A 26,221-nucleotide genomic window follows, 5' to 3' on the forward strand; every position below is an offset into this window, starting at 1 on the left:
ATCGCCGTCTGGAATGACCGAGCCCGGCGACACGCTTCTGGACCGACTTGGCCGCTGGCTTGCCGGCCGGCTGCAGGAGGAATCGTCCGGCTACGAGCCTTACACGCCGTCGGACGCTATTCGCGCAAGGAAATCCTGCCATCACTCGCTCTACACGCCGCGCGACTTCGACCTGTCGCCCTATTTCCGCATCGTCAAGCCGACCCTCGAATATGGTTTCGACTACCGGCAGATGATTTGAGACGACAACCCCAGGATTACCAACGCCGAAACAAGGGTTCAGAGTGGCGGCTAGGCCGGCAGCGGCCGTCGTGTCTTTGCGGCGGCCCGGCCGGGTGTCCGCGCGCCGGCGTCGCGCGGATGCGGTCCAATCGGCATGATCGCCGGGAATGGCGTCGCGCCGAAAGCGAAGGTCCATTTGTAGCCGATCAACCCGTCTTCCGGCGTCGTGTGCTGATCGTGATGCGCAAGCAATTTGGCGCGCTCGGCCAGTTCCTCCGCCTCCCGCCTGACCATTTCCGCCGTCTCGGGCCGCATCCGCCTGGAGAAGCTGACGAATGTCGCCTCGCGCTCCAGATGCGTGATGGCCCAGCCGATGAAGTTCTTGTTGGTCACCTCGAACAGTGGCCGCAATGGCCCGTCGAAATTCCACTGGATTGGCGTCTCGACCAGCAGCCTGGCCGACAGGCCGCGACCGAGCGCGACCAGCCCCAACTCCTCGAGGTCTCGCAGATAGAGGAACATCGAAGCCTCGCTCAACCCCTGTGAGCGCATGATACCTTCGGGCGTAAATTTTTCCGAAAGCATGACGAAGATGAACAGCAGTGCCGGCCGGCCGGCGAGCTTGCGCTCGATCTCCGGCGCGATGTGGTTGGCAGGTCCTGGTCCTCTGTTCATAGAGCCGAGCACGTTCTCCAACTCCACGCCGGCGGCAGCGCAGATCTCCATCAGCCGGTCGAGCTTGCAGTTGCGCTCGTGGAAGATGCGCTTCACAGTCGGCTCGGAAACGCCCATGCGCTCGGCAAGGACGCGGTAGGTTACGCCCTTGGCCTTCAGCGTCCGCTTCAGCGCGTCGAAGATCAGGCCGTTCATGGGATGCACCTCTTTTGCACGATTTGGTATCAACCTTCGGTACTAGTCCCGATAGATCTTCCCGGAAAGTATCGAAAGGCCTAGCTCTCCGCCAGTCCATTACAGGAGACTAGCCATGAAAAGCCTCTTCACACCGATACTTCTCGCCATCTTCGGCATCGCGACTGCGCCGGCAGTTCAGGCCACTGAACTCTGGCGCGCCGGCGGCCTCGAGCAACCTGAATCGGCGCTGTTCGACGCCGCCGGCCAGCGCGTTATCGTCTCGAACATCGTCGGCAATCCCGGCGAAGCCGACGGCAACGGCTATCTGTCGGTTCTGTCGATGGACGGCAAGCTGGTCACGCAACACTGGACCGACGGCATGGACGCGCCCAAGGGCATGGCGATTGCCGGCGGCAAACTCTACGTCGCCGACATCACCCATGTGCGCGTCGTCGATCTCCAAAGCGGCAAGCTAGCGTCGACGATCGACGTGCCGAACGCTGTCTTTCTCAACGACATGACCGCTGACGCATCCGGCAAGGTCTACGTCACGGATATGCTTGCCGATACGATCTATCGCATCGACGGCGACCGGCTCGAACTGTTCATCAAGGATGCGGCGCTCGCTTCGCCGAATGGCATCTTCGCCGATGGCGGCCGGCTGATCGTCGCTTCGTGGGGCAAGGGCATCAAGCCCGACTTCAGCACCGCGGAGCCGGGCGGCCTGCTCTCGGTCGATCTCGCCACCAAGGCCGTTTCGCCTCTGGCTGGCGCGGAAAACTTCGCCAACCTCGATGGCGTCGTTGCCATCGGCGGCAGCATCTACGCCACTGCCTATATGACCGGCACGCTCTACCGCTACAAAGCCGGCGGTACGCCGCAAGTGGTTGCGACGTTCAAGCCGGGCAGCGCCGATATCGGCACAGATGGCAAGTCGACAATCTTCGTGCCGCTGATGAACGAGGGCGAGGTCTCAGCGTTGGGACTCGACTAAGCCGGCAGTTGCCAGCTCAGGCGAGAGGCGCGGCTTTCTTCAGCTGCGCCCGCGCATCCGTGATCGATGCGGCATAAGTCACCAGCGGCCGCTTGACACCGTGGTTGATCAGCATGCGGCGTGTCTGCGGTGAAGCGCCTGAGATAATAAAGCGAACGCCGGCGCGCTTGGCCTTGTGGGCCGCGCCCTCGATGACATTGGCCGCCGTCGAATCGAAGAACGGCACCGCCGAACAGTCGAGGATGAAGTTCTTGCGCTGGTCGGCGATGCGGTCCAGCACCGTGCCGACGGTCGAGGCGGCGCCGAAGAAAAAGGCGCCCGATATCCGGTAGACCACTGTGTCGGCATCGCTCGCCTCGCTGGAATCATAAGCGCTGGCTCGGTCGGCGACGTCTTCCTGCACCAGGGATTGATGGTCCGCCTCCACCGCGATGCTCTTGGCCATGCGGTCGATGAACAGGATCGAGCCTAGCGCGAAGCCGACGACGATGCCTTCGGTCAGGTCGCGGAAGATGACGATCAGGAACGTCGCCATCAGTACCAGCGCATCGCCGCGCGAGGCGCGCAGCAAGGTGGCGAAGGCCTGTTTCTCGAACATGTTCCAGCACACCACCGCCAGCACGCCGGCAAGTGCTGCAAGCGGGATATAGCTGGCCAGCGGTGCCGCCACCAGCATCAGAGCAAGCAGAATGGCCGAGTGCATCATGCCTGAGACCGGTCCATGCGCGCCGGCCCGTACATTGGTCGCGGTGCGGGCAATGGTGCCAGTGGTGCATATGCCGCCGAACAAGGCGGAGGCGATATTGGCGAAGCCTTGCGCCACCAACTCGCAATTGGAGCGATGCCGCCTTCCGGTCATGCCGTCGGCGACGACGGCCGACAGCAGCGATTCGATCGCCCCGAGCAGCGCAAAGGCGATGGCGTCCGGCAGTACGTCGATTATCCTGTCGAGGCTGAGCGGCGGGAAGGCCGGCCATTGCAGGCTGCGTGGGATGCCGCCGAAGCGCGTGCCGATCGTCTCGGCCGGCATGGCGAGCAATGCGACGACGAGGGATGCCAGTCCGATGGCGATCAGCATAGCCGGCCACTTCGGCCGAAACCGCCTCAACGTCGCAATGGTGATGATGGTCAGTGCCGCCACCGCAGTTGCGGCGAGGTTGATTGTTCCGGCCGCTTCGCCGATGGCCATCAGCTTCGGCACCAGCGGCCCTGGCTCCTTGCCGGCGAGCTTCAGCCCGAACAGTTCGACGATCTGGCCGGAGAAGATGATGACAGCGATGCCGGCGGTGAAGCCGACGGTCACCGGGTAGGGGATGAATTTGATGTAGGTGCCAAGTCTGAGATAGCCGATGGCAAGCAGGAACACGCCGGCCATCATCGCCGCCAGCAGCAAGCCGTCGACGCCAACCCGCGCCACCGTCGCCGCCACAAGCACAATGAAGGCGCCGGCCGGGCCGCCGATCTGGAAACGGCTGCCGCCAAGCGCCGAGACCAGGAAGCCGCCAATGATCGAGGTGTAGAGCCCGCGCTCCGGCGTCACGCCTGAAGCAATGGCAATTGCCATCGACAACGGCAGCGCAACGATGGCGACAGTCAGCCCGGCGATGGCATCCGTCTTGAAATGCGTGAGCGTGTAGCCCTCGCGCAGCACCGCCACCAGCTTTGGGGTGAACAGTTCGGAAAATGTCGGCCGCGCCGGTTGATGCACTGCCCGCTGCGTCTGATCCATCGAGTGCCTTCCGCATGAAACCAAGGAGCGGCGGGATCGTCGGCAGGACTGTCGGCGGTCGCCGTCGCGACTTGGAGCGGCGTGCGTCCAAATAGGCGCACAGATACGCCCCAACACTTTTGACCCGCGCATCGGACTATCCGAAAATCGAATTTGATTTTCGGCGATGCGGCAGTAGCGTCAGCCTTGCGGGTTCTGCGGCGTGACAGGCTTGAGGCGAACGCCCCTGCCGCCACGCTCGCTCGCCTGGTTCTCGCCGATCAGCTCGACCCCGGCCTCTTCAAGGGCCTGGATGACCTTCATCAGCGTATCGACCACGCCCCGGACCACGCCGTCGCTCGCTTCCATGCGCTGAATGGTTGGAAGCGAAACCCCGGCGCGCTCGGCGAGGGTCTTCTGATCGATGCCGGCCAGCGCCCTCGCGGCACGCATCTGCGCGGCAGTGATCATCGGTCAAACCCCCGTCTGAGTCTGCAGTATCAGGTATAATACCTTCTTAATGATGGGTCAAACATCATCTTGCATATGTGAACATGCAACAGTCTTTGCCAGCCGGTGCGCTGGCATGCTACAAACCTCGGCATCGTTTGGCGGGACATCCATTGCGATACCGATTTCACAGGTTCGACCTCAAAAAAGGATGAGCAGGTGAAGACATTCAAAGCGTTGGCGACCTCAACAGTCGTGCTGTCGATGGTTTTCCTGCTGGCAGGCTGCGGACATGGCCTGATCAACAGGCTGATTTGAAATAGTCCGGCCGACGTCAGGTGCCGTCGGCCCGCCCTAGCCATCGCTGCAGCAATCGTGCCGCCAGCCAGCACAGCATCGCCCAGGCAAAGCCGGCGCACCAGCCGGCCAGCACGTCGGACGGCCAGTGGACGCCGAGATAAATGCGGCTGATGCCGACCACCACCGTCGTCAGCACCGCCAGCACGAGTACATAGATCTTCGTTGTACGCCCGGGCAAAAACCGTGCCGCCATGCTGCCCAGCGTCAAATACGTCACCGCCGACAGCATGGCGTGGCCGCTCGGAAACGAAAGCGATGCCACATCGGCGAGATGCGAGACCAGATCGGGGCGCGGCCGGTCGATATCGAATTTCAGCACGCTTGACAGGAGCTGGCCGCCCGCCACCGCGACGAACATGAGAAGCGCCGCGCCTGGCCTGCGGATAAGGAGCAGATAGACGATCATTGCTGCCGTGATCAGCACCAGCACGCTGGCGCTGCCAAGGCTGGTGACGTCGCGCATCGCTCCTTCCAGCCACGCCGGTCCGATCGGATTGTCGGGCTGGCCGGCCTTGCGGAAGGCAAGCAGGATTTCGGTGTCGAAGGCATGCGGCGTGGTCGCCCGCGCCAGCTCCATCAGTTCTTCGAACCCCCACAGCCCGCCGGCAATGACCAGCCCGGCCAGCAGAACCGGGAACTCCAGCCAGTTGCGCAGTCTGCTTGCAATCTTCTTCATCGGCCCGATCGCAGCTACAGCCTTTGCAGATAGGGCCCGAGCGTGATCAGCGCCACAGCTGCGATGGCAAGCACAATGCCGGTTGCCTGCAAGGCATTGACGCGCTCGCCGAAGAAGACCAGCGCCACCACATTCACCGACACCAGCTGGATCACCGCCGACAGGCTGAACGACACCGACATGCCGAATTCACGGATCAGCCTCAGCATGATCAGATTGCCCAGCGAATAGAGCGCCAACGTCAGCACGATCTTGCCGAGGCTCGGCGCCAGCCCCCACTGTTTTGCGGCCATCGCCGCCAGCAGGAAGATCACCGTCGAAACGCAGAGCTGCCCAAGTCCCCAGAAACTCACTTTTGTTCCTCCCGATGCGGTCCCTACGCGCCTGCCGCAGCTCTTGTTTCCGAAGCGCCGGTCGCGGTCAAGCGGGGCTGATGTTGGATACGAAATCGCAGGTGGCAATTAGCCGGCATGTCATCAAACTGTGACCTGCCGGTAATACCGGATTGGCCAAGCAACACGCTCCAGCAATCCATCCAGCCAGAGGCAGGCCCCCATGACTGAACAGCGCTCGACCGAACATCGCACCCCTGACGCCCATTTCCGCACCAGTCTGCTCGAGGAAAACGATGGGCCAGGAGCCAATCCCACCGACAACCGCACCATGGGTGAGATCATCGCCGCGCGGTTCTCGCGCCGCGGCTTCCTCAAGGGCTCGCTTGCCGTCTCGGCCATAGCCGCTACCGTCAGCCCGCTGGCGCTGATCGCCGCCGACAACGCCCGCGCCGCCGAAGGCTCCGCCTTCGCTTTCGACGAACTCGAGGCCGGCATCGACGACAAGCATCACGTCGCACCTGGCTATGACGCCGACGTGCTGCTGCGCTGGGGCGATCCGCTGTTCGCCGATTCGCCGGAATTCGATCCGACAAAACAGTCGGCGGAAGCCCAGGCCAGACAATTCGGCTACAACAACGACTATGTCGGTTATATCCCGATCGGCGGCTCGGCCGAGCACGGCCTGCTGGTCGTCAACCACGAATACACCAATCCGCATCTGATGTTCCCGGGCCTCGTCACCATCGTCGATGGCAAAGCCAAGCAGGCGCCCCTCAGCAAGGAGCAAGTCGATGTCGAGATGGCCGCGCATGGCGGCACCATTGTCGAGATCCGCAAAGAAGCCGGCAAATGGCAGGTCGTGCGCGACGGCAAGCTCAACCGCCGCATCACCTCCAATACCGAGATGGCGCTGTCTGGCCCCGTCGCCGGCCACGACCGCGTCAAGACCAGCACCGACCCGAGCGGCACGAAGGTCATCGGCACCCTCAACAACTGCGCCGGCGGCGTCACGCCGTGGGGCACCTATGTCATGGCCGAGGAGAACATCCACGGCTATTTCTCGGGCGACCTGCCGCAGGGCCATAACGAGGCGGCCAATTACAAGCGCCTCGGCATTCCCGAAGGCGCCTATGAATGGGCGGCGCATCACGACCGTTTCGATATCGGCAAGGAGCCGAACGAGCCGAACCGCTTCGGCTGGATCGTCGAGGTCGACGTCCAGGATCCGACGTCGGTGCCGAGGAAGCGCACCGCCATGGGCCGCTTCAAGCATGAGGGCGCAGAATCGATCGTCGCCAAGGATGGCCGTGTCGTCTTCTACCTCGGCGACGACGAGCGTTTCGACTATGTCTATAAGTTCGTCACCACAGGCAAGTTCAATCCGGACGATCGCGCCGCCAACATGAATTTGCTCGACGACGGCACCTTGCATGTCGCCAAGTTCGCCGAGGACGGTTCGATCGAATGGCTGCCGATCGTCTTCGGCCAGGGGCCGCTGGGGGCGGAAAACGGCTTTGCCAGCCAGGCCGACGTGCTGATCGAGACGCGCCGTGCCGCCGACCTGCTTGGCGCCACCAAGATGGACCGCCCGGAAGACATCCAACCCAATGCCGCCAATGGCAAGGTCTATGTCATGCTGACCAACAATTCGAAGCGCAAGGCCGACCAGGTCGACGCCGCCAATCCGCGCGCCGAAAACGCCTTTGGCCATATCATTGAGATCGTCGAGGATGGCGGTGATTTCGCTGCGACCAAGGGCAAGTGGGAAATCCTGCTGAAATGCGGCGATCCCGCCGTGGCCGAAATCGGCGCCACCTTCTCCACCGCAACCACTGCCAATGGCTGGTTCGGCATGCCGGACAATTGCGCGGTCGATTCGGCCGGCCGCCTCTGGGTTGCTACCGACGGCCAGGGCCCGAAGGCCACAGGCCGCACCGACGGCCTGTGGGCGGTCGACACGGAAGGCCCGGCGCGGGCGACCTCAAAGCTGTTTTTCCGTGTGCCGATCGGCGCCGAAATGTGTGGTCCCCTGTTTGCGCCGGACGACCAGACTGCTTTCGTTGCCGTCCAGCATCCAGGCGACGGTGGCGAGGACTGGGAGGCTTTTGGGCGTCCGTCCTATTATGAGGATTTGTCGACCCGCTGGCCTGACTTCAAGCCGGACATGCCGGTGCGCCCGGCGGTCGTTGCCATCACCAGGCAAGGCGGCGGCAAGATCGCGGTCTGAGACGCAGGAAGGCCTTGCATTCTCGAGGAAGGATTTCGGTGATGCGAAATCCTTCCTTTCCTGATATGGGATGCATCCATGCTGCGCATCATGCGCCGACCAATCATTCGGTGCGCTGAACCACGGCCACGTTCATTGTGCTTCGCAACCTGAAGCCAATGGATTCGTATAGTCTGATGGCCGTGGCGTTGCTGGCATAGGCATGGAGATAGGGAACTTGGCCGCGCGCCATTATCCGGTTTGCCACGAACAGGGACAGCAGCTTGCCTAGGCCGCCGCCGCGAAATTCCGGATGTGAGCACACCCCGCTGAGTTCGGTATAGCCAGGTTGCTTCATGCGCTCGCCGGCCATTGCCACAAGTCTGCCCTCGATTTTAACGCCACAAAAATCGCCCAGGCTCAGGGCTTCGAGCGTGAATGGGCCAGGCTTGGTGAGCAATGCCAGGGCGAGCATCTCAGCCGCATCGTCTCGGGTCAGACGTTGCACACGTTTGTCAGACACGGTTTGCAACGGCCGCTCGGCAATCATTTGAACCCCGGCTGCGGTCGAAGTCGCACAAAGCCCCGCGGGCAGAGCAATGGCGTCCGACTGAAGCAGGATGACACTCTCGCCCGCGGAGACAAGCTGTTCGAGCGCCCGCAGGCTTTCCGCGTCGTCGGCGCCAGTGGCGGCGAATGGAACGATCGACGGCCGATACCGCCTGGCGAGGTCATTACCTTGCGCGAACGCCCGATGTCGCGTCTGAAGCGCGCTCCAGATAGGGCGGTCGAGCAGGTGTCTCATTACGCCGCGGCCTCCGGATTTTTCACTCGACGGTCGAGAGGGGCCGCGGCTAGGCCGTCTTCGATGGCGGTCAGCTGCTCAAGAAGCGGCCCCGAAAGATCCGCGCACAAATCCGCAACGGCGTTTTCGATGCGCGGCCAGACGTCACGTTTTGCGACATCGACCAGTCGCCGGCCGTCCCGTGTGAGGGCGACAATCCTGCGCCGCTGGTCATCGGTCGACTGACTGACCTCGAGCAATCCCAGTTCAGCCAGAAGCGAGACGCTTCGCGTTATACCAGGCTGCGCGATGCCAAGCGATTGTGCCAGTTCCCCGACAGGCAGCGGGCCCAGCCTGTCGAGCGCGGCCAGCAGTGGGTACTGGCTCGCCTGAACCGGAACATCCAGCCGGTCGAGCAGGCGTTGCGCCTCCGCTTGCAGTTGTTCGCCTATACGCTTCATCCTGCTGCCCAGGCACAAGAAACCAAGCGATCGTACGACGTCTTCCATATGCCAATCCGTCTCGCGAAAAACCATAACATGATATATAACAAAACATGAAGATCAAGGGCTATCGTCGCAAGGGCTGCACTCAGCGCTGTTTCCGTTGACCGATAAGGCTGCTTTGCCTGGCAGGCCAGTCGCTCAGTTGCGCAGCCGGTAGCCGGTCCTGAAGATCCAGGCGACGATTGCTATGCAGACGAGCAGGAAAACAACCGTCATGCCGAGGCTGACGCCGACCGAAACGTCGGATTTGCCGTAGAAGCTCCAGCGGAAGCCACTGACCAGGTAGACGACCGGGTTGAACAGCGTCACCGTGCGCCAGATGCCGGGCAGCATGTTGATCGAATAGAAGCTGCCGCCGAGAAAGGTCAGCGGCGTGATGATCAGCAGCGGCACCAGCTGCAGCTGCTCGAAGCTCTTCGCCCAGATGCCGATGATGAAGCCGAACAGGCTGAAGGTCACCGCCGTCAGCACCAGGAAGGCGAGCATCCAGAACGGATGCTCGATGTGAAGCGGCACGAACAGCGAGGCCGTCGCCAGGATGATCAGGCCAAGCACGATCGACTTTGTCGCCGCACCCCCGACATAGGCGATGACGATCTCCAGATAGGACACAGGCGCCGACAGCAATTCGTAGATCGAGCCGACGAATTTCGGAAAATAGATGGCGAAAGAAGCGTTGGAGATCGACTGCGTCAGCAGCGACAGCATGATCAGCCCCGGCACGATGAAGGCGCCGTAGCTGATGCCGTCGATCTCGGTGATGCGCGAGCCGATGGCCGAGCCGAAAACGACGAAATAGAGCGACGTGGAAATGACCGGCGAAACAATGCTCTGCAGCACCGTGCGAAGGGCGCGCGCCATCTCCACCCGATAGATCGCCCATACCGCATGAAGATTCATGACCGCGCGCGGGTTCATGCCGGTTTCCTCACCAGATTGACGAAGATCTCCTCAAGCGAGCTGTTTTCCGTATCGATGTCGCGGAACTGGATGCCGGCCGCCTCGAGCTCGCGGATCAACGAGGCGACGCCCGGCCGTTCGCTCTGGTTGTCATAAGTATAGGTCAGCTGCCCGCCATCCGGCGAAAGCTCCAGCGCGTAGCGCGAAAAGGCGTCGGGAACGGTGGCCAGGGGACTGCGCAGTTCCAGCACAAGCCGCTTGCGGCCGAGCTTGCGCATCAGCTCGGCCTTGTCCTCGACCAGCACGATCTCGCCGCGGTTAATGACGCCGACGCGGTCGGCCATCGCCTCCGCTTCTTCGATGTAGTGCGTGGTCAGGATGATGGTGACGCCGTCTTCGCGCAGCCTGCGCACCATCGCCCACATGTCCTGGCGCAGCTCGACATCGACGCCTGCCGTCGGTTCGTCGAGGAACAGGATGCGCGGCTCGTGCGACAACGCCTTGGCAATCATCAGCCGGCGCTTCATGCCGCCGGATAGCGTGATCGCCTTGGCGTCCTTCTTGTCCCAGAGCGACAGGTCGCGCAGCACCTTTTCGATGAACGCCTTGTCCGCCGGCTTGCCGAACAGGCCGCGGCTGTAATTGACCGTCGCCCACACGCTCTCGAAGGCGTCGATGGTCAGCTCCTGCGGCACCAGCCCGATCAGACTGCGCGCCGCGCGGTAGTCGCGGTTGATGTCATGGCCGTCGACGGTGACGGAACCCGACGAGCGGTTGACGATGCCGCAGACGATCGAGATCAGCGTCGTCTTGCCGGCGCCGTTCGGCCCGAGCAGCGCAAAGATCTCGCCGCGCACTATATCGAGATTGATCTCCTTCAGCGCCTTGAAGCCGGTGGCGTAGGTCTTGGTGACCCCGGAAATCGAGATGATCGGCTGCATGGCTGAAAACGGCTGCTTGAAACAGAGTTGTTGATTTAATCCGCTGAATGTCGGTTCGCAAATCCGGATGTCAATGCCGCTCCTGACAGTTCTGGACATCGAGGTTCGCCGGAATAGGCGACACCTGCCCGATCGTCCAGCCAAATTCCGCGCAGAAGCAGATTCACCGGCACTGCGGCGTTCCGCCTCGCGGCGGGACGCCGCTTTGACCGTCCCGCGCATGAAGCCTATCCTTGTACAAACAAGCAGCAGCCGGAGCCGCCATGGACCCGCTCATCCTGTCGCGCATACAGTTCGGCGCGAACATCTCGTTCCACATCCTGTTCCCGGCGATCACCATCGCGCTCGGCTGGGTGCTGCTGTTCTTCAAGCTCCGCTACAACGCGACCAACGATTCCGCCTGGATGCGCGCTTATTTCACCTGGGTTAAGGTATTCGCGCTGTCCTTCGCCATGGGCGTGGTTTCCGGCGTCACCATGAGTTTTCAGTTCGGCACCAACTGGCCGGGCTATATGGAGACGGTCGGCAACATTGCCGGCCCGCTGCTGGCCTACGAGATCCTGACCGCCTTTTTCCTCGAGGCGGCGTTCCTCGGCATCATGCTGTTCGGCTTCCGCCGCGTCTCGAACCGCATCCATACGCTGGCGACGGTGCTGGTGGCCGGCGGCACCACCTTGTCCGCCTTCTGGATCATAGCACTCAATTCGTGGATGCAGACGCCGGCCGGCTTCGAGATGCGCGATGGTGTAGCGCACGCCACCGACTGGTGGGCAGTTGTCTTCAATCCGTCCATGCCCTACCGGCTCGTCCATATGCTGCTTGCTTCGGGGCTGACCGTCTCGTTCCTGATCGCCGGCCTGTCGGCGCTGCGCTATCTCTACGGCGATCGTTCGGAATCGATGTGGAAGGCGCTGCGCACCGGCGTCTTCACCGCCGCGATCCTGATCCCGATCCAGATCTTCGCCGGCGACCAGCACGGCCTCAACACGCTCGAACACCAGCCGCAGAAGATCGCCGCCATGGAGGCCAACTGGAACACCGGTCCAAACGTGCCGCTGGTGCTGTTTGCGCTTCCCGATGAAGCGGCGAGCGAGAACAGGTTCGAGCTCACCATTCCCGACGGCGCCAGCCTCATCCTCAGGCACAGCGCCGGCGGCATCGTGCCGGGGCTGAACGATTATGCCGGCAACCATCCGCCGGTATTTCCGGTGTTCTGGGGCTTTCGCATCATGGTCGGCACAGGCCTCCTTATGCTCGCCGTCTCCTGGTCGGCGGCCTTCTTCCTCAAGCGCCGCCACAGCCTGCCCAAGCCGCTGGCGCTCGTCATGGTGCCGATGGCGCTGTCCGGCTGGCTGGCGACGCTGGCCGGCTGGTACACCACTGAGATCGGCCGCCAGCCCTGGCTGGTCACCGGCGTGCTGCGTACCGCCGATGCTGTCGGGCCGGTCGCCGGCAGCCATGTCGCGCTGTCGCTCGCGGTCTATCTCAGCCTCTACGTGCTGCTGCTGATCGCCTATCTCAGCGTGTTGGTGCATCTGGCATTGAAGGCGGCGAAGGATGGAGACACCTCGCCGCTACCGGGCGTCATGAACAGGCCGCTGTCGCAGCCGGTTGCGCAACCGGGAGAAACATCATGAGCTTCGACTGGCCGACCCTGCTGCCTCTGATCTTCGCCGGACTGATGGGCCTCGCCATCCTGATCTACGTCATCCTCGACGGCTTCGATCTCGGCATCGGCATCCTGTTCGCCGCAGCCGAAGGCACCGAACAGGATACGATGATCGCCGCCATCGGCCCATTCTGGGACGCCAACGAGACCTGGCTGGTGCTGGCGGTCGGCCTGCTGCTGGTCGCCTTCCCGCTGGCGCACGGCACCATCCTGACGGCGCTCTACATTCCGGTTTTCGTGCTGCTGGTCGGCTTGATCCTGCGCGGCGTCGCCTTCGATTTCCGCGCCAAGGTGCCGGCCGGCAGGAAGCACCGCTGGAACCGCATCTTCTTCCTCGGCTCGGTCGTCGCTTCGCTGGCGCAAGGTTATATGCTCGGCGTCTATGTGCTCGGCCTCGACGTCGGCCCTGGCGGCATGGCGTTCGGCGCGCTGGTGGCGCTCTGCCTTGCCGCGGCCTACGCGGCGATGGGCGCCGCCTGGGTCATCTACAAGACGGAAGGCGACCTGCAGAGGAAGGCGGTGCTGTGGCTGCGCACGACACTGGTGCTGACCGCGCTCGGCATGGTCGCGGTATCGCTGGCCACGCCCTTTGCCAGCGCGCGCATCTTCGACAAATGGTTCGTCTGGCCGGCCATGCTCTATTTGTCACCGCTGCCGATCCTGTCGGCAGTGCTGTTCCTGTGGCTGTGGCGCCAGACCTTCCATCTGCCGAAACCCGGCGACCGCCACGCGCTGCTCCCGTTCCTGACATTGGCCGCTATCTTCACGCTCGGCTTTGCCGGCCTCGCCTGGTCTTTCTACCCCTTCGTGGTGCCCGACCGGCTGACCATCTGGCAGGCTGCTTCGGCACCCGAAAGCCTGGCCGTCATCCTGGTCGGCACGGTCGTCGTGCTGCCGATCATCATCTTCTATTCGTTCTTTGCCTACCGGGTGTTCGCCGGCAAGGCGACGGATCTGACCTATGACTGACCGGCATCGCCGTGGCAGCCTGAAACAGAATATTCATCTTCAAGCGGAATAACCTTCTCTGGCCGGCCGAGCAGAATCGCCGGCAAGAAGAAGGGCGATGCAATGACCCCCTTTTTTGCGGCAGGACAGGATCGGCTGCTGCCTTTGCTGATCCGGACGGTCGCACTGATCGGCGCACTCGCGCTTGCTGGCCTGCTGCCGGCCATGCCGCAGGCACATGCCCAGGACGCGGCCAACTGGACCGGCGTGTGGGACACGAAATGGCGCGGCGGCGGCGCCCAGATCAAGTTCGAGCAGACGGGCGCCGACGTTAAGGGCGTGTACCCGCTTTATAACGGCCGTATCGAGGCCAAGGCCGAAGGCGACAAGCTTGTCGGCCACTGGTTCGAAGGCGACCGCCAAGGCGCCTTCACCTTCGTCCAATCGCCTGACGGCGGCAGCTTCATGGGCCGCTTCGATGCCGCCACCGCCGAATGGTGGACAGGTGTGCGCGTCAGCGCCGTCGAGGACGTGCGTGTCGACCAGTCGAGCCCGATGAGCACCATGCGCTCGTTCCTGCAGACGATGAACGAGAGCGGCGCCGACAACGTGCCGCGCGCCACCGGCGGCGGCATGGGTCTTGCCGGTCTGGCGGCGGGTCTCGTCGACGTCACCGAGGCCGACCGCGGCGGCCTCAACATGCCCGATTACACCAAGCTTCTGTTCACCGTCATCGACAACGCGACGTTCCGTCTGTGGAGCCTGCCGCATGACATTATTTCCAGCGACGAGGTGACGGCGACGCTGCCGCAATACGGCACCAGGGTCTCCTTCGCCGTCACTTTTCGCCGCAAGAATGGCGACTGGTTCATCGTCGGGCCGCCACTTGGCCAGCTTCAGGCCAAGCTCGCCGAATTCCAGGAAGCGCGTGGCGAAGCCGTAGACATGGTCGACGATCCGAGCAGGCTCGCCTCGCCGCGCGATACGTTCAAGGTGCTGTTGAGCGGCCTCACCGAAGCCGGCGACCCGGCCCAGGCGGCGCTCGACCTGCGCAACTACAGTCAGGCGGTGCGTGGCGACGAGGCGTTCCTGCTCGAGCGCTATCTCAAAAAGGTCATCGACCGCATCGGCTACGTCTATTGGCAGGAGATCCCCGACGATCCGAAGAGCAACACCCCCTTCGTCTATTTCGAGCATCCCGCCGGCAACATCGTCATCGGCCCGGTCGAGACTGACCCCGACGGCACCGGCAAGCGCAAGATCTGGCAGTTCACGCCCGAGACGCTCGCCCACATCCGCGCGCTCTACGCCGACGTCGAAGACGTGCCGGTGGCGCCGGAATTCGCCGCCTTCGCCAGCACCGACCCGTTCTTTATCGCCCGTGGCCTCGCCCGCGAGATCAGCCCCGGCCTGCTCACCCGCGCCGGCCCGATGGAGCACTGGCAATGGTGGATGCTCGGCCTTGCCGCACTGGCCGGCATCGTCTTCGGCTTCATCGCCAATGCGCTGATTTCCTTGTTTGTGCGAAGGACGGACAGCCCGGCCTTCTTCCGCATCGTCGAATGGGCGGTGCGCTCGATCGTGCTTGGCTTCTTCCTGCTGTTGACGCTGCGCCCGCTCGGTCTGCCGCAAGTGGTCGCCGCCCCGGTCAAGGCAATCGCCTGGAGCCTGATCGTGATCGGCGCCGTGCCGGTGGTCTGGCATCTGATCGGCAAGGTCGCCGAACACTATCGCGGACTGTGGCAAGTGCCCGGCTATCACGACACGCTGATTTCGCTGTCCACCGGCGTCGCACGCGTCGCCGTGCTGGTCGTCGCCTTCCTGCTGTTGGCCGAAGTGCTCGCCATCCCCTACGAAGGCGTCATCGCCGGTCTCGGCATCGGCGGTCTGGCGGTGGCGCTGGCCGCGCAGCCGACGCTGCAGAACTTCCTCTCCGGCCTGACGCTCTATGCCGACCGGCCCGTAAGCGTCGGCGACTTCTGCAAGTTCGGCGACCAGTCCGGCACGATCGAGCATATCGGCATGCGCTCGACGCGCATCAGGTCGCTCGACCGCACCATCATCTCGGTGCCGAACTCGGATTTCGCCGGCATGCAGATCGAGAACTACGCCCATCGCGACCGCACCCGGTTCGCGACGACGCTGCAGCTGCGCTACGAGACGACGCCCGATCAGCTGCGTTACGTCCTGGCCGAGCTGCGCAAGCTGATGATTGCCCATCCGCGCGTTATCGATGAGCCGTGCCGCGTGCGCTTTGCCGGCTTCGGCGCCTATTCGCTCGATATCGACGTGTTCACTTATATCAAAACCGCCGACGTGGCCGATTTTCAAGCCATCCGCGAGGACATCCTGTTGTCCATGATCAACGTCATGGATGATGCCGGCGCGCAGTTCGCCTTCCCTTCGTCACTGGAATACAGAGCCACCGACCTTCCGGTCGACGACGAAAAACGCATTGCCGCGGAGAAAAGGGTCGGCGATTGGCGCGAGGCGCAAAATCTGCCTTTCCCCGACTTCAGCCAGATCGACAAATTCGCCCTCAACAACACGCTTGCCTACCCGCCTGAGGGCTCGGCGCATTATCGCGAGACAGAGCCCGACCCGGACTCGGCCGAGGCAAAGGCGACGCTGGAGAAGGTGCGCTGGAGCCTGCCTTGGAAAAAGGGGAGGTAGTTTCGAGACGTTGGCGGGACAGCACCCCCCTCTGGCCTGCCGGCCATCTCCCCCGCAAGGGGGGAGATTAGCAGTTTCAGCGCTCCGCTCGTCCTGAACGTTGGAGATTTGGCGAAGGTCGAGGTGATAGCCGATCTCCCCCCTTGCGGGGGAGATGTCCGGCAGGACAGAGGGGGGTGCGAAGGATCGCCGACGCTTATTCTCCGTCGCGCCCGCCGGCGCAAAAGCTCAGCTCTTGTTGGCGGCCAGCACCAGCACCGGCTTTTCGCTGTAGAGGTTGGGGAACAGCCGCTTCAGGTTCTCTACCTTGGGCCAATCGTTATAGACGATATAGGGATAGGTCGGGTTGAGCGTGAGAAAGTCCTGGTGGTAGTCCTCGGCCGGATAGAAGCTCTTGCCGGTCTCCAGCGTCGTCACGATCGGCTTAGGAAACACCTTGGCCTTGTCGAGCTGGGCGATATAGCTTTCGGCGATCTTTTTCTGCATGTCGTTTTCGGCAAAGATCGTCGAACGGTACTGTGTGCCGCTGTCCGGCCCCTGGTAGTTCAGTTGCGTCGGATTGTGCGCCACCGAGAAATACACCTGCAGCAGCTGGCCGTAAGTAACCTTGGACGGCTCGTAGGTGATCTCGACGGATTCGGCATGGCCCGTCCGGCCGGTGCCGACCATTTCATAGACGGCCGTGTCCCTGTCGCCGCCGGCATAGCCGGACACGGCGCTGGTGACACCCTTGACGTGCTGGAACACGCCTTGCACACCCCAGAAGCAGCCGCCGGCGAAGAACGCCTTTTCGGGGCCGGCGGTGGCCTTCTCGTCCATTGCCGGCGGCGGGATCACCACTGCGTCTTCGGCCGAGACTGCCGGGGTCTGCCAGAATACGGCGGCGGCGGCCGTGAGGATGAGCGCGGCAGCTGTTGCTTTTGCGAAAATCGACGATCGTTTCACGGCTGCGGTCATGTCTGATCTCCCATGATGTGGTGTGGATTATACGACGGATAGGTCCGCCGGGCTCTCACATTGCTGTGCGCATCGCCTATTTGGCCGGAGCCATGGCATCGCAGGCCTTGGTCGCCTCTGCCTTCTTCATGGCGTCCGTCTCGGCGTCGGCCTTGTTCATGCAGTCGGCCTTCATCGGATCTGCCGCCTTCATCGCGGTCGTGGCCATCGCGTCAGCCACAATGGCGCCGGCCGGCTTCATTGCGTCCGTTGCCGGCTTCATGGCGCCCGTTGCCGGCTTCATAGCGTTTGTCGCCATCGCCGGCTTCATCGCATCTTCGGCCCGCGCCGCGCCTCCTGCGAACAGCGCCGCCGAGCAAAGTGCGAAGGCGAGTGCCGCCAGGGTCGGGCGATTGGTCAAACGATTGGTCATGATGATCTCCTTGGGTTTGGCAGGGGTTGACGGCATGCGGCGGCGCCGCTGCGCGTTGGGGAATTTCGGGAGGGTTTCTAATTCGTAGCGGCAGCAAGGATCGGCCCGCCGCCCGGCACCTGTACCAGCACCGCCGTGCTAAGGCCGCCCGTCGTCGCCGGCAGCGGCAGCGCGGTGGCGTCGCCGGTCCAACTGCCCAGCCTGGTCAGCGAATGCACGACATTGGCGTGAGGCAGCGTGCGGCCGGTGTTTTCTCCGCGCGCCACCGGAACCTCGACGACGCCCTTGCCGTAACGCACCAGCCAGACGTCGGCCTTGCCGCCGGGCACCGGACCGGCGCCGATGCTGACCGTCCCACCGGCGAACGACAGCGAAGGTCCGTCGGCGTGGCCGCCGCTCGAAATCAGCTGCTCGATCTCGCCCGGCCTGGCGCCGACCGCATCGGCCTTGCCGTTGACCACCACTTGCGGCGTGAACGGGCCGGAACGGCCGAGCGACGGTTCATAGCGGACCTGGCGCTGCGTGAATTCTTCTTTGCCGAATGTGTCCTTCCAGCCGAGATAGTCCCAGTAGGTGACGTTGAAGGACAGCGCCAGCACGCCGGGCCGGTCCTTGACCTTGATCAGATTGGCGTTGGCCGGCGGGCAGGACGAGCAGCCCTGGCTGGTGAACAGCTCGACGACGGTCTGCGTCCGGCCGGCGGCCGCGCCGATTGCCGACAGCACAGTTGCCGAAAACAGTATTGCGGCGAGCCCCATCAGGGCTGTGCTGCGTTTCGATCCGGTCATCGCTGTTCTCCTGTGCGGTTCCATGTCCACACTTCGCCGCCGACGCGCGGTTCGTTACAGCATCACCGCTTCGTGATCGTTCGCAGCTCTCCCTTCCCCTAGTGGGAGAAGGTGGATCGGCGCGAAGCGCCGAGACGGTTGAGGGGTGCTGGAAGCAATGAGGCGTCGGCGTTCCCTGGAACACCCCTCATCCGACCGAGCTTCGCTCGGCCGCCTTCTCCCACAGGGGGCGAAGGGAAGACAGTCGCTCGCAACCAACACGCCACCCGGTGTGACCGGGCGGCGGTGTGATGGACGGGCAGCCTAAGCGGGCCGATATGCCCTCGCACTCAGCTGCGGCGGCCTATTGTGTCAACAGCGTTTCCGATGCCCGCTGATTGAAGGCGCACTTGCCGGTTACTGTGTAGAAAAAGTCCGCGTTGGAATCGGTGATGGTCGGAGATGTCGGCACCGGCGATCCCCCGTCTTCCCACGCTTGTGTGCTGGTCTGGCCGCACGGCACCAGCGTAAAGATATCGACCGTTTGGCCACTGGCGATCTCGACGCCGTCCGCGTAGAGGCGGTTCGATGTTGCCGGATCGTTCGATTTGAGCACCGTTGGATTGCCTGACGGCACATCCATCTGCAGGTAGAGCTGGTCCATCTGGCTGACGTCGATCACCGCGCCGGCACCGGTCGCGGGGTACATGGTGTTGACGCAGGTGGTCGCATATTTCTTGCCGTTGGAAGCGGTCTGGGTGATCGTGGTGCTGGGCAGCCCATAGAAGCTGAGTACAGTGGTGGTCGTACACACCTGCTGCTGGACCGTAGTGATCGTCGCTCCGTTGATGGTGGAGACGGTCGCCGTGCCATAGCCTTTCGGATCGCCATAACCGTTGTATGTGTAGGTGATCTTCATCAGCTTATTGGCCACCGTGTCCCCGAATTTGGTGCCGTAGAGCGTCATTGTCTTGCCCCACCAGCCCGAGACCTTGGTCACCTTGAACGTGGCTTGCACCAGCGCCGGCCGCTTTGTCACTGCCGACGCAACGCCGACCTGCACCGTGTTGATCCTGGCGATCTGCATGAAATTCGTCGGCATGGCAAAGCCGGCCGAAGCCTTGATGCTGGCGGCGCCGTCGGTGGCGACGACGAAGCTGTCGAGCTTGGCCGTGCCTTGCCCGCCATTGGCCAGGTATACCTCCTGCAGTTTTACCTGGCGGTCCGCCAATGAGGTGTCCGTCGCAAGCGTCGTGATCGACAGCGACGCTGCATCGAGGGCGTTCTGCATCGATGCCCTGGTTGAAACCGCCGAGGTATAGTCGATGGAAAAGCCCAATGCGGCAACCATCGGGATAAGCAGGATGGCGAGCATCGGCGCGAACGAGCCGCTCACCGATCTGAGAAACTTGCGTGCTGACAGCGGCATTCCGACCCCCCCGAAACGGCGATAGGCCAGTGGGCTATCACGCCGGGCGCGAACTATGCTCTAATCTCATGGATCAAAGTTTAACGACTTTGCCGCCTTGCCGCCGCACCCGCGTCCCGCCGCTTGCCGATATACCGTGCCCCTGCTAAAGCGCGCCGCATGACCACGCCGATCAAGAACATCCGCAACTTCTCCATCGTTGCCCATATCGACCATGGCAAATCCACGCTTGCCGACCGGCTGATCCAGTCGACCGGCGGGCTGGAGCTGCGCGACATGAAGGAGCAGGTGCTGGACTCGATGGACATCGAGCGCGAGCGCGGCATCACCATCAAGGCGCAGACGGTGCGGCTGAAATACCGCGCCAACAATGGCGAGGATTATATCCTCAACCTGATCGACACGCCCGGCCATGTCGACTTCGCTTATGAAGTGTCGCGCTCGCTTGCCGCCTGCGAGGGCTCGCTGCTGGTCGTCGATGCCTCGCAAGGGGTCGAGGCGCAGACGCTGGCCAATGTCTATCAGGCGATCGACAACAACCACGAGATCGTCGTGGTGCTGAACAAGGTCGACCTGCCGGCCGCCGAGCCCGAGCGCATCCGCGAGCAGGTCGAGGAGGTGATCGGCATCGATGCCTCCAACGCCGTGCTGATCTCGGCCAAGACCGGGCTGGGCATTCCGGACGTACTCGAGGCCATCGTCAACGATCTGCCGCCGCCGCGCGAGGGCGACATAGCGGCTCCGCTGAAGGCGATGCTGGTCGATAGCTGGTACGACGCCTATCTCGGCGTCATCGTGCTGGTGCGCATCATCGACGGCGTGCTGAAAAAGGGCCAGACCATCCGCATGATGGGCACCGGCGCCAAGTACCTGGTCGAGCGCACCGGCGTCTTCACACCCGCCCGCGTCAATGTCGACGAGCTCGGCCCCGGCGAGTTCGGTTTCTTCACCGGCTCGATCAAGGAGGTCGCCGATACCCGCGTCGGCGACACCATCACCGAGGACAAGCGCCCGACGGCACAAGCCCTGCCCGGCTTCAAGCCGGCGCAGCCGGTGGTGTTCTGCGGCCTGTTCCCGGTCGACGCCGCCGATTTCGAAGACCTGCGCGCCGCCGTCGGCAAACTGCGCCTCAACGACGCCTCCTTCTCCTTCGAAATGGAAACCAGTGCCGCGCTCGGCTTCGGTTATCGCTGCGGCTTCCTCGGCCTGCTGCATCTAGAGATCATCCAGGAGCGGCTGGAGCGCGAGTTCAACCTCGACCTCATCGCCACCGCGCCGAGTGTCGTCTACCGCCTGCTGTTGAACGACGGCACGGTCAAGGAACTGCACAACCCGGCCGACATGCCCGACGTGGTCAAGATCTCGGCCATCGAGGAGCCGTGGATCCGCGCCACCATCCTCACCCCCGACGACTATCTCGGCGGCATCCTGAAACTCTGCCAGGACCGGCGTGGCATCCAGGCCGACTTGTCCTATGTCGGCAAGCGCGCCATGCTGATCTACGATTTGCCGCTCAACGAGGTGGTCTTCGACTTCTACGACCGTCTGAAGTCGATCTCCAAGGGCTATGCCTCCTTCGACTATCACCTGACCGACTATCGCGAGGGCGACCTGGTGAAAATGTCGATCCTGGTCAATGAGGAGCCGGTCGACGCGCTGTCGATGCTGGTCCACCGCACGGCGGCGGAAAAGCGCGGCCGCCAGATGTGCGAGAAGCTGAAGGAGCTGATCCCGCACCACCTGTTCAAGATCCCGATCCAGGCCGCGATCGGCGGCAAGGTCATCGCCCGCGAAACCATCTCGGCGCTGCGCAAGGACGTCACCGCCAAATGCTACGGCGGCGACGTCTCGCGCAAACGCAAGCTGCTCGACAAGCAGAAAGAGGGCAAGAAGCGCATGCGCCAGTTCGGCAAGGTGGATATTCCCCAGGAGGCGTTTATCCAGGCGCTGAAGATGGGCGATTGAAGTCTAAGCATGCGAATTTCCGCGCAGCTTCTATACAGCTTCTATTAAGACGCCATATTGATATTAGCATCGTAAGCAGTCTATCGTGTGCAGGGGATTAATGTCTGCACACGGTGGGGGAAATATGGTTTGGATTGGCGACTTCGCACTATCTCTCATGTCCAACTTTGTAAGCTCGGGGCTCTCCCGTAGCTTTAGCCGCATAGAGCGGCGCGTCGCAACCCGCAATAATATCCACAAGATACTGTCCAAAGAATCGTCCAATTCTAAGGTCAAGCTGGCTAGAAAGGCTCTAGGGGTCCTCTCGACCGTTATTGGCAACAACTACAATGATTCGATGATTTCACTATTCAACAAAATGATCATTGAAGGATTTGCCGAGAGATTACTCGAATATGTTCTTTCACCTACGACCCAATACGCCGAAATAAAAAATCTCTTCCTAACGCGGTATAATACCGACCTTAAGCATATTTCCATCGACGGTGATGCCCTATTTGACGCCATCCTTAACGCGTCCGAACATGTGGCGCTCAGCGTTCCAAGACGCCGCCCTTGTCAAGCTTCTTGCTGCATACGCTAAGCAAAATAATGAACGGCTGGCTTCGATCAGTCGGAACATCAACGATTTATTGTCGTCAAGCGCTCCCGCGAATTACGACGAGCAAGCGATTACGACGCGAATAGCCAAAGCTTCTCAAGCCGCAAATCGCGACATCGCCGTTGAAACTAATAGAGGGCGGAAACGATTTCCCATTGACAAGGTATTCGTTAAGTCGAGGTTAACAAAACAACTACCAGCACACCAAGAGGATCTATTTGCAGGGCTAAATTCTCAGGGCAACGACATAACTCACGCGGAATTCATCGCAACGTTCAAGAAAGCAGTGGTTCTGGGAGACCCAGGTGGGGGAAAGTCTACTCTCTGTCAGAGCATCTGTTTCGATTTATCGAAAGCACATGGATTGGCTGCAAAGCATTCAAACCGAACGGATCTGCAAATTCAGATTGCGAAGGTGCCTCTGAGAGTGATTCTCCGTGAATTTGAGAAATGGCATGAACGGGATGGAATCGGTATATTTGACTTCATGGTTCGCGATACGTCGCAACGATCTGGCGATGACGTGCGATCTCTAAGTTACTGGCTGAAGACGCAGCTCTCTATTGGTCAAGTGGTTGTAGTGTTCGATGGTATCGATGAGATATTGGATGTTGCAAGTCGACGTAAATATGTCCAAATGATCGAAGAATTCTGTCGAAGCTGGGAATCTGCTTCGGTAGTCTGCACTAGCCGAATAGTTGGATACAGCAAGGCGCCTTTGTCTGACGAATTCGAAGTGTTGCAACTTAGTCAATTTACCCGCGACGAGGTAAAAAGGTACACTCGGTCGCTTATCTCGCTTATAGAAAACAAGTCCCTCGACTCAAGCGAGGCTCAGGCCGAGCAGTTCATCATTCAGACTGACAGTAATGCAAGCGACCTTCGGCGAAATCCATTGATGCTCGGCCTGATGGTATGGCTCTTTGTTGCGCAGGGTCACGTACCAAGACACAAGGCGGCGATCTATTTGGAATGCGCAACCTTAATGTTCGAGAAGTGGGATAGAGATCGTGGAATACGCGCAGATATACCGGACGATTTCAATCTTATGCAGCTATTTTCCGAGGTCGCTAGCAAGGTCTTTGGTAACGTCGAGTTGGAAAGTGGCGTGACGTCGTCGTGGTTGGATAAGACGATGTTTGATTTTTTTTCTCGCTGGTACGACAACAATGCAAGGGCGGACAATGCAGCAAAGCGACTTCGGGAGTTCATAACCGGTCGCTCTTGGGTTATGACGGACGTTGGACCCGATAGGTACTGGTTCACCCACCGCACATTCTTGGAATATTTTTTCGCCAAATCGATTAGCGATAAATACGATACCGTAAAGAGAATTCTATATGAGTTGCGAGCTAAGATAAGCGCACGCGAATGGGACGTCATTTGTCATCTGGCTGTACAGAATATTTGCTATCAGAATGCCAGGAAGTCCGAAGAGTGTGTGGACGTGGTTATATCTATGCAGAATAATAAGGCGGTCGGGTTCGAGAAACGACAAAATATCCTTGCATTTCTAGCAAACACTGTCGAGTACCTCGTTCTTTCCGACAGCTATATCAGAAAAGTGTTTCGGTTGCTGATTGACGCGGCGGACCTAAATGTCCCATACATTTCCTTGCGAATGGAGTCGCCCGCTTTGGCTGCAGCCCGGCTGCGACCCGGGAATAGCCAGCTATTTCTTGAGGAGATGAGCCGCGCCCTTGACCTTGCGGTTAGCGGTAAGGACAGCACCAAGTTAGCTCGGTATGTCGGATTTCTATTGGGCGCAAGGCGAGCTCCGAGAGTCCCTGAAGCAGAGTTAGATGCCACACTTGGAGCATGTCGTCTCCAGTCAAGAGATAAACTCGTCAAGGCTGGTTTTGAAGATCAACTTCTTGCGAAGCAATTGCTTGTTCTTTATCCAGAGATGTTTGGGGTGTACCTTGAAAAGTTTGGAGATTATCTGCTTACCGATATGCAATTTGGTGAAATAGGTTTACATGCAAGTTTGCTACTGATGGCGATTGAGGGCCCTATCTTGAGTGTAGGACCGGCCACCGGCAGCGATGATATGGGGCAAAAAATCCTGTCGATGATTGAACGGCGATTGCGTGAAAATAAGCCATTTCTAATTAAGGCATCATCTTTGTCGTTGCCGGGGTATCAGGCTGCGAGCGTATATCGCACAAAACGAAGGATATACGCGCCGCTGAGGCGTCATCTTGGAGAGTCAAAGGGGCAATTCGAGTACTATATTATGGCCACTACTGAACTTGCTATTCTGATGATGCAAAAGCGTAGCAGCCACAGCGAAAGTGATCGTTCTCCATCAAAACGACGCCGCAGTTATCAGATGGTCCAGCAGATTGTAAGGGGCAAAACGTCACCGCTGTTTAAGGAATGGCTGGATGGTGAACGGTCCATGTTTCAGGTGGTGGGGTAAGGGTATGCGCGCTTGGCGCCTATGATTGGTAACTAGCGCTGCGCTTTCTGCTGCGACGAGTCGCCACCGAGCGTGATCCGTTAGCTACCAACCCCGTTTGTATCGATCGAACAGTAGCTGCTGTAACGCCTGACGCTAAGGGGCTTTCGTCAAAGAAGCCTATCAGTTCCGGTATACTTAAACTTTTGAGAACTCTCCACCTTGGCGTATCCTCCCCCGGCTTGTGGGAGACACCAAAGAAATTCGCTCCACTCTGGACATCGTCGCCGCGATCGGCCTGGCCATCGGTGGCGCATTCGGACTGGCCGGCACCTTCGTGGAGAGCGCCGCTTCGCGAAACGCTCTGGACGATCGACGGCGTGGCACTCGTCGTGGCCGCCGCGCTGCTGACCATGAAATACCAGCGGCAGGGCAACGACTGCGTGGCGGCCGGATTTCTGACCTTCGTGGCGGGCGAGAGCCTGCTGCTGGCCGGCAATGCGGCCGGGCTTGAGGCCAGCGTACCCTCCTATGTCGGCGGTACCTCGCTTTGGGCGGCGGCGCTGGTCGTGGTCAGCGCGCCCAAAACCTTCGCCCTTTGGATGCGGCTTACCGCGTTCGTGGCCGCCTTGCTGTTTGTCGTCTCGGCGGGCCTGATCCTGTGGGGTGCGCCGTTGCTGCCGACCTCGACGCCGCTGCCCGCTGCCGGGTATCCGTTCCTGGTGCTCACATTTATCGGCTGGATATGGACGCTGCTGAAGCCCGGACGTTGAGCCCGGTCGGACCGCCTCCTCTCCGGCCGCTTCGCGGCCACCTCTCCCCCACCTTGTGGGGGCGAGGAACCCAAGCCTTGAGGCTTCGGCGATTGGCATTCCTCGCCCCGGGGAGAGGTGGTTTGCGAAGCAAACCGGAGAGGGGTCTTGCTTAGCAACCTCGCGCGCCACGCGATGCGCAAATGCCGCCACCCCTTCCACCTATCCTGCCGCCATGCCATGTTCCCCATCGCGGCCGGGCAGGGCCGTTTCATTCCGGGGGGAATACCATGTTGTCTTACGCTTCCGCGCGCGGCATCGCCGTCGCGCTCTGTCTTGCCGCATTGTTCGCGCCGGCGGCTTATGCCGGCGACGTTACGTTCGAGATCAAGAACAGCCATACCAACGCCATGCGCGTCGAGCTCTACAGCCAGGACCGCGACCATGTCTGGCCGGGCAACAATCAGGATTATTATCTCAACGACGGCGAGACCAAGTCGATCCCGCTGTCCTGCAATGACGGCGAATCCATCTGCTACGGCGCCTGGGTCGATGGCGACGACAGCACCTATTGGGGCGTCGGTCCCGGCAACACGGAAAAATGCGACGATTGCTGCTACACCTGCAGCGGCGGCGAGACCGAGGAAATCGATCTGGTTCCGTGACGTGGCAAATCTCCCCCCTTGAGGGGGAGATGGCCGGCAGGCCAGAGG

General features: G+C 61.4%; 23 protein-coding genes. 10 read left to right on the forward strand and 13 right to left on the reverse strand.

Going from position 1 to position 26,221, the window contains the following annotated elements; all coding sequences use genetic code 11:
* The first annotated feature begins 13 nt into the window (after positions 1-13).
* Positions 14-241 (forward strand): hypothetical protein, encoded by a 228-nt coding sequence (locus NKH83_RS07935; protein ID WP_254818031.1) that lies wholly within the window; start codon positions 14-16, stop codon positions 239-241.
* Between the two features lie 50 nt (positions 242-291).
* On the opposite strand, the gene NKH83_RS07940 is transcribed toward NKH83_RS07935, so the two are convergent.
* Positions 292-1,092: a helix-turn-helix domain-containing protein gene (locus tag NKH83_RS07940; RefSeq protein WP_352802347.1), complete on the reverse strand. Its 801-nt coding sequence runs from the start codon at positions 1,090-1,092 to the stop codon at positions 292-294.
* Positions 1,093-1,207: 115 nt separating this feature from the next.
* Here NKH83_RS07940 and NKH83_RS07945 point away from each other — a divergent pair, with 115 nt between their 5' ends.
* Complete coding sequence (locus tag NKH83_RS07945) at positions 1,208-2,068, forward strand: SMP-30/gluconolactonase/LRE family protein (protein ID WP_352803094.1); 861 nt, start codon at positions 1,208-1,210, stop codon at positions 2,066-2,068.
* A 16-nt stretch (positions 2,069-2,084) separates the two neighbouring features.
* Here the strand turns inward: NKH83_RS07945 and NKH83_RS07950 are convergent, their stop codons facing one another.
* The 4 genes from NKH83_RS07950 to NKH83_RS07965 form a co-directional block, all read right to left on the reverse strand.
* Positions 2,085-3,797 (reverse strand): SulP family inorganic anion transporter, encoded by a 1,713-nt coding sequence (locus NKH83_RS07950; protein WP_352803096.1) that lies wholly within the window; start codon positions 3,795-3,797, stop codon positions 2,085-2,087.
* A 180-nt stretch (positions 3,798-3,977) separates the two neighbouring features.
* Positions 3,978-4,247 (reverse strand): helix-turn-helix domain-containing protein, encoded by a 270-nt coding sequence (locus tag NKH83_RS07955; RefSeq protein ID WP_292656925.1) that lies wholly within the window; start codon positions 4,245-4,247, stop codon positions 3,978-3,980.
* Positions 4,248-4,560: 313 nt separating this feature from the next.
* On the reverse strand, positions 4,561-5,262 hold the full coding sequence (locus tag NKH83_RS07960; protein ID WP_352476869.1) for a phosphatase PAP2 family protein: 702 nt from the start codon (positions 5,260-5,262) through the stop codon (positions 4,561-4,563).
* A gap of 14 nt (positions 5,263-5,276) precedes the next feature.
* Positions 5,277-5,615, reverse strand: a complete 339-nt coding sequence (locus NKH83_RS07965) for a hypothetical protein (RefSeq protein ID WP_023679017.1) — start codon at positions 5,613-5,615, stop codon at positions 5,277-5,279.
* A gap of 202 nt (positions 5,616-5,817) precedes the next feature.
* On the opposite strand from NKH83_RS07965, the gene NKH83_RS07970 reads away from it, so the two are divergent.
* Positions 5,818-7,824, forward strand: a complete 2,007-nt coding sequence (locus NKH83_RS07970; RefSeq protein WP_352803101.1) for a PhoX family protein — start codon at positions 5,818-5,820, stop codon at positions 7,822-7,824.
* Positions 7,825-7,927: 103 nt separating this feature from the next.
* Here the strand turns inward: NKH83_RS07970 and NKH83_RS07975 are convergent, their stop codons facing one another.
* From NKH83_RS07975 to NKH83_RS07990, 4 genes are all read right to left on the reverse strand, one after another.
* Complete coding sequence (locus NKH83_RS07975; RefSeq protein WP_352803104.1) at positions 7,928-8,608, reverse strand: GNAT family N-acetyltransferase; 681 nt, start codon at positions 8,606-8,608, stop codon at positions 7,928-7,930.
* Positions 8,608-9,096, reverse strand: a complete 489-nt coding sequence (locus NKH83_RS07980; protein ID WP_352803346.1) for a MarR family winged helix-turn-helix transcriptional regulator — start codon at positions 9,094-9,096, stop codon at positions 8,608-8,610. The genes NKH83_RS07975 and NKH83_RS07980 overlap by 1 nt, the downstream gene beginning before the upstream one ends.
* Before the next feature lie 135 nt (positions 9,097-9,231).
* A complete protein-coding gene (locus NKH83_RS07985; protein ID WP_352509411.1) occupies positions 9,232-9,993 on the reverse strand; it encodes an ABC transporter permease in 762 nt (253 codons plus the stop codon).
* A gap of 14 nt (positions 9,994-10,007) precedes the next feature.
* Positions 10,008-10,934: an ABC transporter ATP-binding protein gene (locus tag NKH83_RS07990; RefSeq protein ID WP_352476872.1), complete on the reverse strand. Its 927-nt coding sequence runs from the start codon at positions 10,932-10,934 to the stop codon at positions 10,008-10,010.
* A gap of 263 nt (positions 10,935-11,197) precedes the next feature.
* Between NKH83_RS07990 and NKH83_RS07995 the strand changes: the two genes are divergently transcribed.
* From NKH83_RS07995 to NKH83_RS08005, 3 genes are all read left to right on the forward strand, one after another.
* Positions 11,198-12,571, forward strand: coding sequence for a cytochrome ubiquinol oxidase subunit I (locus NKH83_RS07995; protein WP_352803107.1), 1,374 nt, complete (start codon positions 11,198-11,200; stop codon positions 12,569-12,571).
* Positions 12,568-13,572 (forward strand): cytochrome d ubiquinol oxidase subunit II, encoded by a 1,005-nt coding sequence (locus tag NKH83_RS08000; protein WP_352803109.1) that lies wholly within the window; start codon positions 12,568-12,570, stop codon positions 13,570-13,572. Before NKH83_RS07995 ends, NKH83_RS08000 begins: the two co-directional genes overlap by 4 nt.
* 102 nt (positions 13,573-13,674) lie before the next feature.
* The gene (locus tag NKH83_RS08005) at positions 13,675-16,224 is read left to right on the forward strand and encodes a mechanosensitive ion channel family protein (protein WP_352803111.1); all 2,550 of its coding nucleotides are present in this window, start codon (positions 13,675-13,677) and stop codon (positions 16,222-16,224) included.
* Between the two features lie 228 nt (positions 16,225-16,452).
* Here NKH83_RS08005 and msrA read toward each other — a convergent pair whose 3' ends face one another.
* From msrA to NKH83_RS08025, 4 genes are all read right to left on the reverse strand, one after another.
* Positions 16,453-17,181 (reverse strand): peptide-methionine (S)-S-oxide reductase MsrA, encoded by a 729-nt coding sequence (gene msrA / locus NKH83_RS08010; protein WP_352803114.1) that lies wholly within the window; start codon positions 17,179-17,181, stop codon positions 16,453-16,455.
* Between the two features lie 76 nt (positions 17,182-17,257).
* On the reverse strand, positions 17,258-17,593 hold the full coding sequence (locus NKH83_RS08015; protein WP_352803117.1) for a hypothetical protein: 336 nt from the start codon (positions 17,591-17,593) through the stop codon (positions 17,258-17,260).
* Positions 17,594-17,670: 77 nt separating this feature from the next.
* A complete protein-coding gene (locus tag NKH83_RS08020; RefSeq protein WP_352803120.1) occupies positions 17,671-18,381 on the reverse strand; it encodes a DUF1223 domain-containing protein in 711 nt (236 codons plus the stop codon).
* A 343-nt stretch (positions 18,382-18,724) separates the two neighbouring features.
* A complete protein-coding gene (locus tag NKH83_RS08025; protein ID WP_352691878.1) occupies positions 18,725-19,789 on the reverse strand; it encodes a TadE/TadG family type IV pilus assembly protein in 1,065 nt (354 codons plus the stop codon).
* A gap of 159 nt (positions 19,790-19,948) precedes the next feature.
* Here NKH83_RS08025 and lepA point away from each other — a divergent pair, with 159 nt between their 5' ends.
* From lepA to NKH83_RS08045, 4 genes are all read left to right on the forward strand, one after another.
* Positions 19,949-21,754, forward strand: coding sequence for a translation elongation factor 4 (gene lepA, locus NKH83_RS08030; protein WP_352803123.1), 1,806 nt, complete (start codon positions 19,949-19,951; stop codon positions 21,752-21,754).
* A gap of 524 nt (positions 21,755-22,278) precedes the next feature.
* Positions 22,279-24,777, forward strand: coding sequence for an NACHT domain-containing protein (locus NKH83_RS08035; RefSeq protein ID WP_352803125.1), 2,499 nt, complete (start codon positions 22,279-22,281; stop codon positions 24,775-24,777).
* 359 nt (positions 24,778-25,136) lie between these two features.
* Entirely contained in the window at positions 25,137-25,529 is a 393-nt protein-coding gene (locus NKH83_RS08040) for a hypothetical protein (protein ID WP_352803127.1), read from the forward strand.
* Positions 25,530-25,798: 269 nt separating this feature from the next.
* On the forward strand, positions 25,799-26,173 hold the full coding sequence (locus NKH83_RS08045) for a hypothetical protein (RefSeq protein WP_502895553.1): 375 nt from the start codon (positions 25,799-25,801) through the stop codon (positions 26,171-26,173).
* The last annotated feature ends 48 nt before the right edge of the window (positions 26,174-26,221 follow it).

The organism is Mesorhizobium sp. M0909 (assembly GCF_040319515.1).
Taxonomy (GTDB): domain Bacteria; phylum Pseudomonadota; class Alphaproteobacteria; order Rhizobiales; family Rhizobiaceae; genus Mesorhizobium.

Coding starts and splice junctions, on each gene's coding strand:
- NKH83_RS07955 (WP_292656925.1), bottom strand. CDS start 4,247: ATGATCACTGCCGCGCAGATGCGTGCCGCGAGGGCGCTGGCCGGCATC.
- NKH83_RS07970 (WP_352803101.1), top strand. CDS start 5,818: ATGACTGAACAGCGCTCGACCGAACATCGCACCCCTGACGCCCATTTC.
- NKH83_RS07985 (WP_352509411.1), bottom strand. CDS start 9,993: ATGAATCTTCATGCGGTATGGGCGATCTATCGGGTGGAGATGGCGCGC.
- NKH83_RS07940 (WP_352802347.1), bottom strand. CDS start 1,092: ATGAACGGCCTGATCTTCGACGCGCTGAAGCGGACGCTGAAGGCCAAG.
- NKH83_RS08020 (WP_352803120.1), bottom strand. CDS start 18,381: ATGACCGGATCGAAACGCAGCACAGCCCTGATGGGGCTCGCCGCAATA.
- NKH83_RS08015 (WP_352803117.1), bottom strand. CDS start 17,593: ATGACCAATCGTTTGACCAATCGCCCGACCCTGGCGGCACTCGCCTTC.
- NKH83_RS08000 (WP_352803109.1), top strand. CDS start 12,568: ATGAGCTTCGACTGGCCGACCCTGCTGCCTCTGATCTTCGCCGGACTG.
- NKH83_RS07995 (WP_352803107.1), top strand. CDS start 11,198: ATGGACCCGCTCATCCTGTCGCGCATACAGTTCGGCGCGAACATCTCG.
- NKH83_RS07975 (WP_352803104.1), bottom strand. CDS start 8,608: ATGAGACACCTGCTCGACCGCCCTATCTGGAGCGCGCTTCAGACGCGA.
- NKH83_RS07990 (WP_352476872.1), bottom strand. CDS start 10,934: ATGCAGCCGATCATCTCGATTTCCGGGGTCACCAAGACCTACGCCACC.
- NKH83_RS08035 (WP_352803125.1), top strand. CDS start 22,279: ATGTGGCGCTCAGCGTTCCAAGACGCCGCCCTTGTCAAGCTTCTTGCT.
- NKH83_RS07960 (WP_352476869.1), bottom strand. CDS start 5,262: ATGAAGAAGATTGCAAGCAGACTGCGCAACTGGCTGGAGTTCCCGGTT.
- NKH83_RS08045 (WP_502895553.1), top strand. CDS start 25,799: ATGTTGTCTTACGCTTCCGCGCGCGGCATCGCCGTCGCGCTCTGTCTT.
- NKH83_RS08025 (WP_352691878.1), bottom strand. CDS start 19,789: ATGCCGCTGTCAGCACGCAAGTTTCTCAGATCGGTGAGCGGCTCGTTC.
- NKH83_RS07945 (WP_352803094.1), top strand. CDS start 1,208: ATGAAAAGCCTCTTCACACCGATACTTCTCGCCATCTTCGGCATCGCG.
- msrA (WP_352803114.1), bottom strand. CDS start 17,181: ATGACCGCAGCCGTGAAACGATCGTCGATTTTCGCAAAAGCAACAGCT.
- NKH83_RS07950 (WP_352803096.1), bottom strand. CDS start 3,797: ATGGATCAGACGCAGCGGGCAGTGCATCAACCGGCGCGGCCGACATTT.
- NKH83_RS07935 (WP_254818031.1), top strand. CDS start 14: ATGACCGAGCCCGGCGACACGCTTCTGGACCGACTTGGCCGCTGGCTT.
- NKH83_RS07980 (WP_352803346.1), bottom strand. CDS start 9,096: ATGGAAGACGTCGTACGATCGCTTGGTTTCTTGTGCCTGGGCAGCAGG.
- lepA (WP_352803123.1), top strand. CDS start 19,949: ATGACCACGCCGATCAAGAACATCCGCAACTTCTCCATCGTTGCCCAT.
- NKH83_RS08005 (WP_352803111.1), top strand. CDS start 13,675: ATGACCCCCTTTTTTGCGGCAGGACAGGATCGGCTGCTGCCTTTGCTG.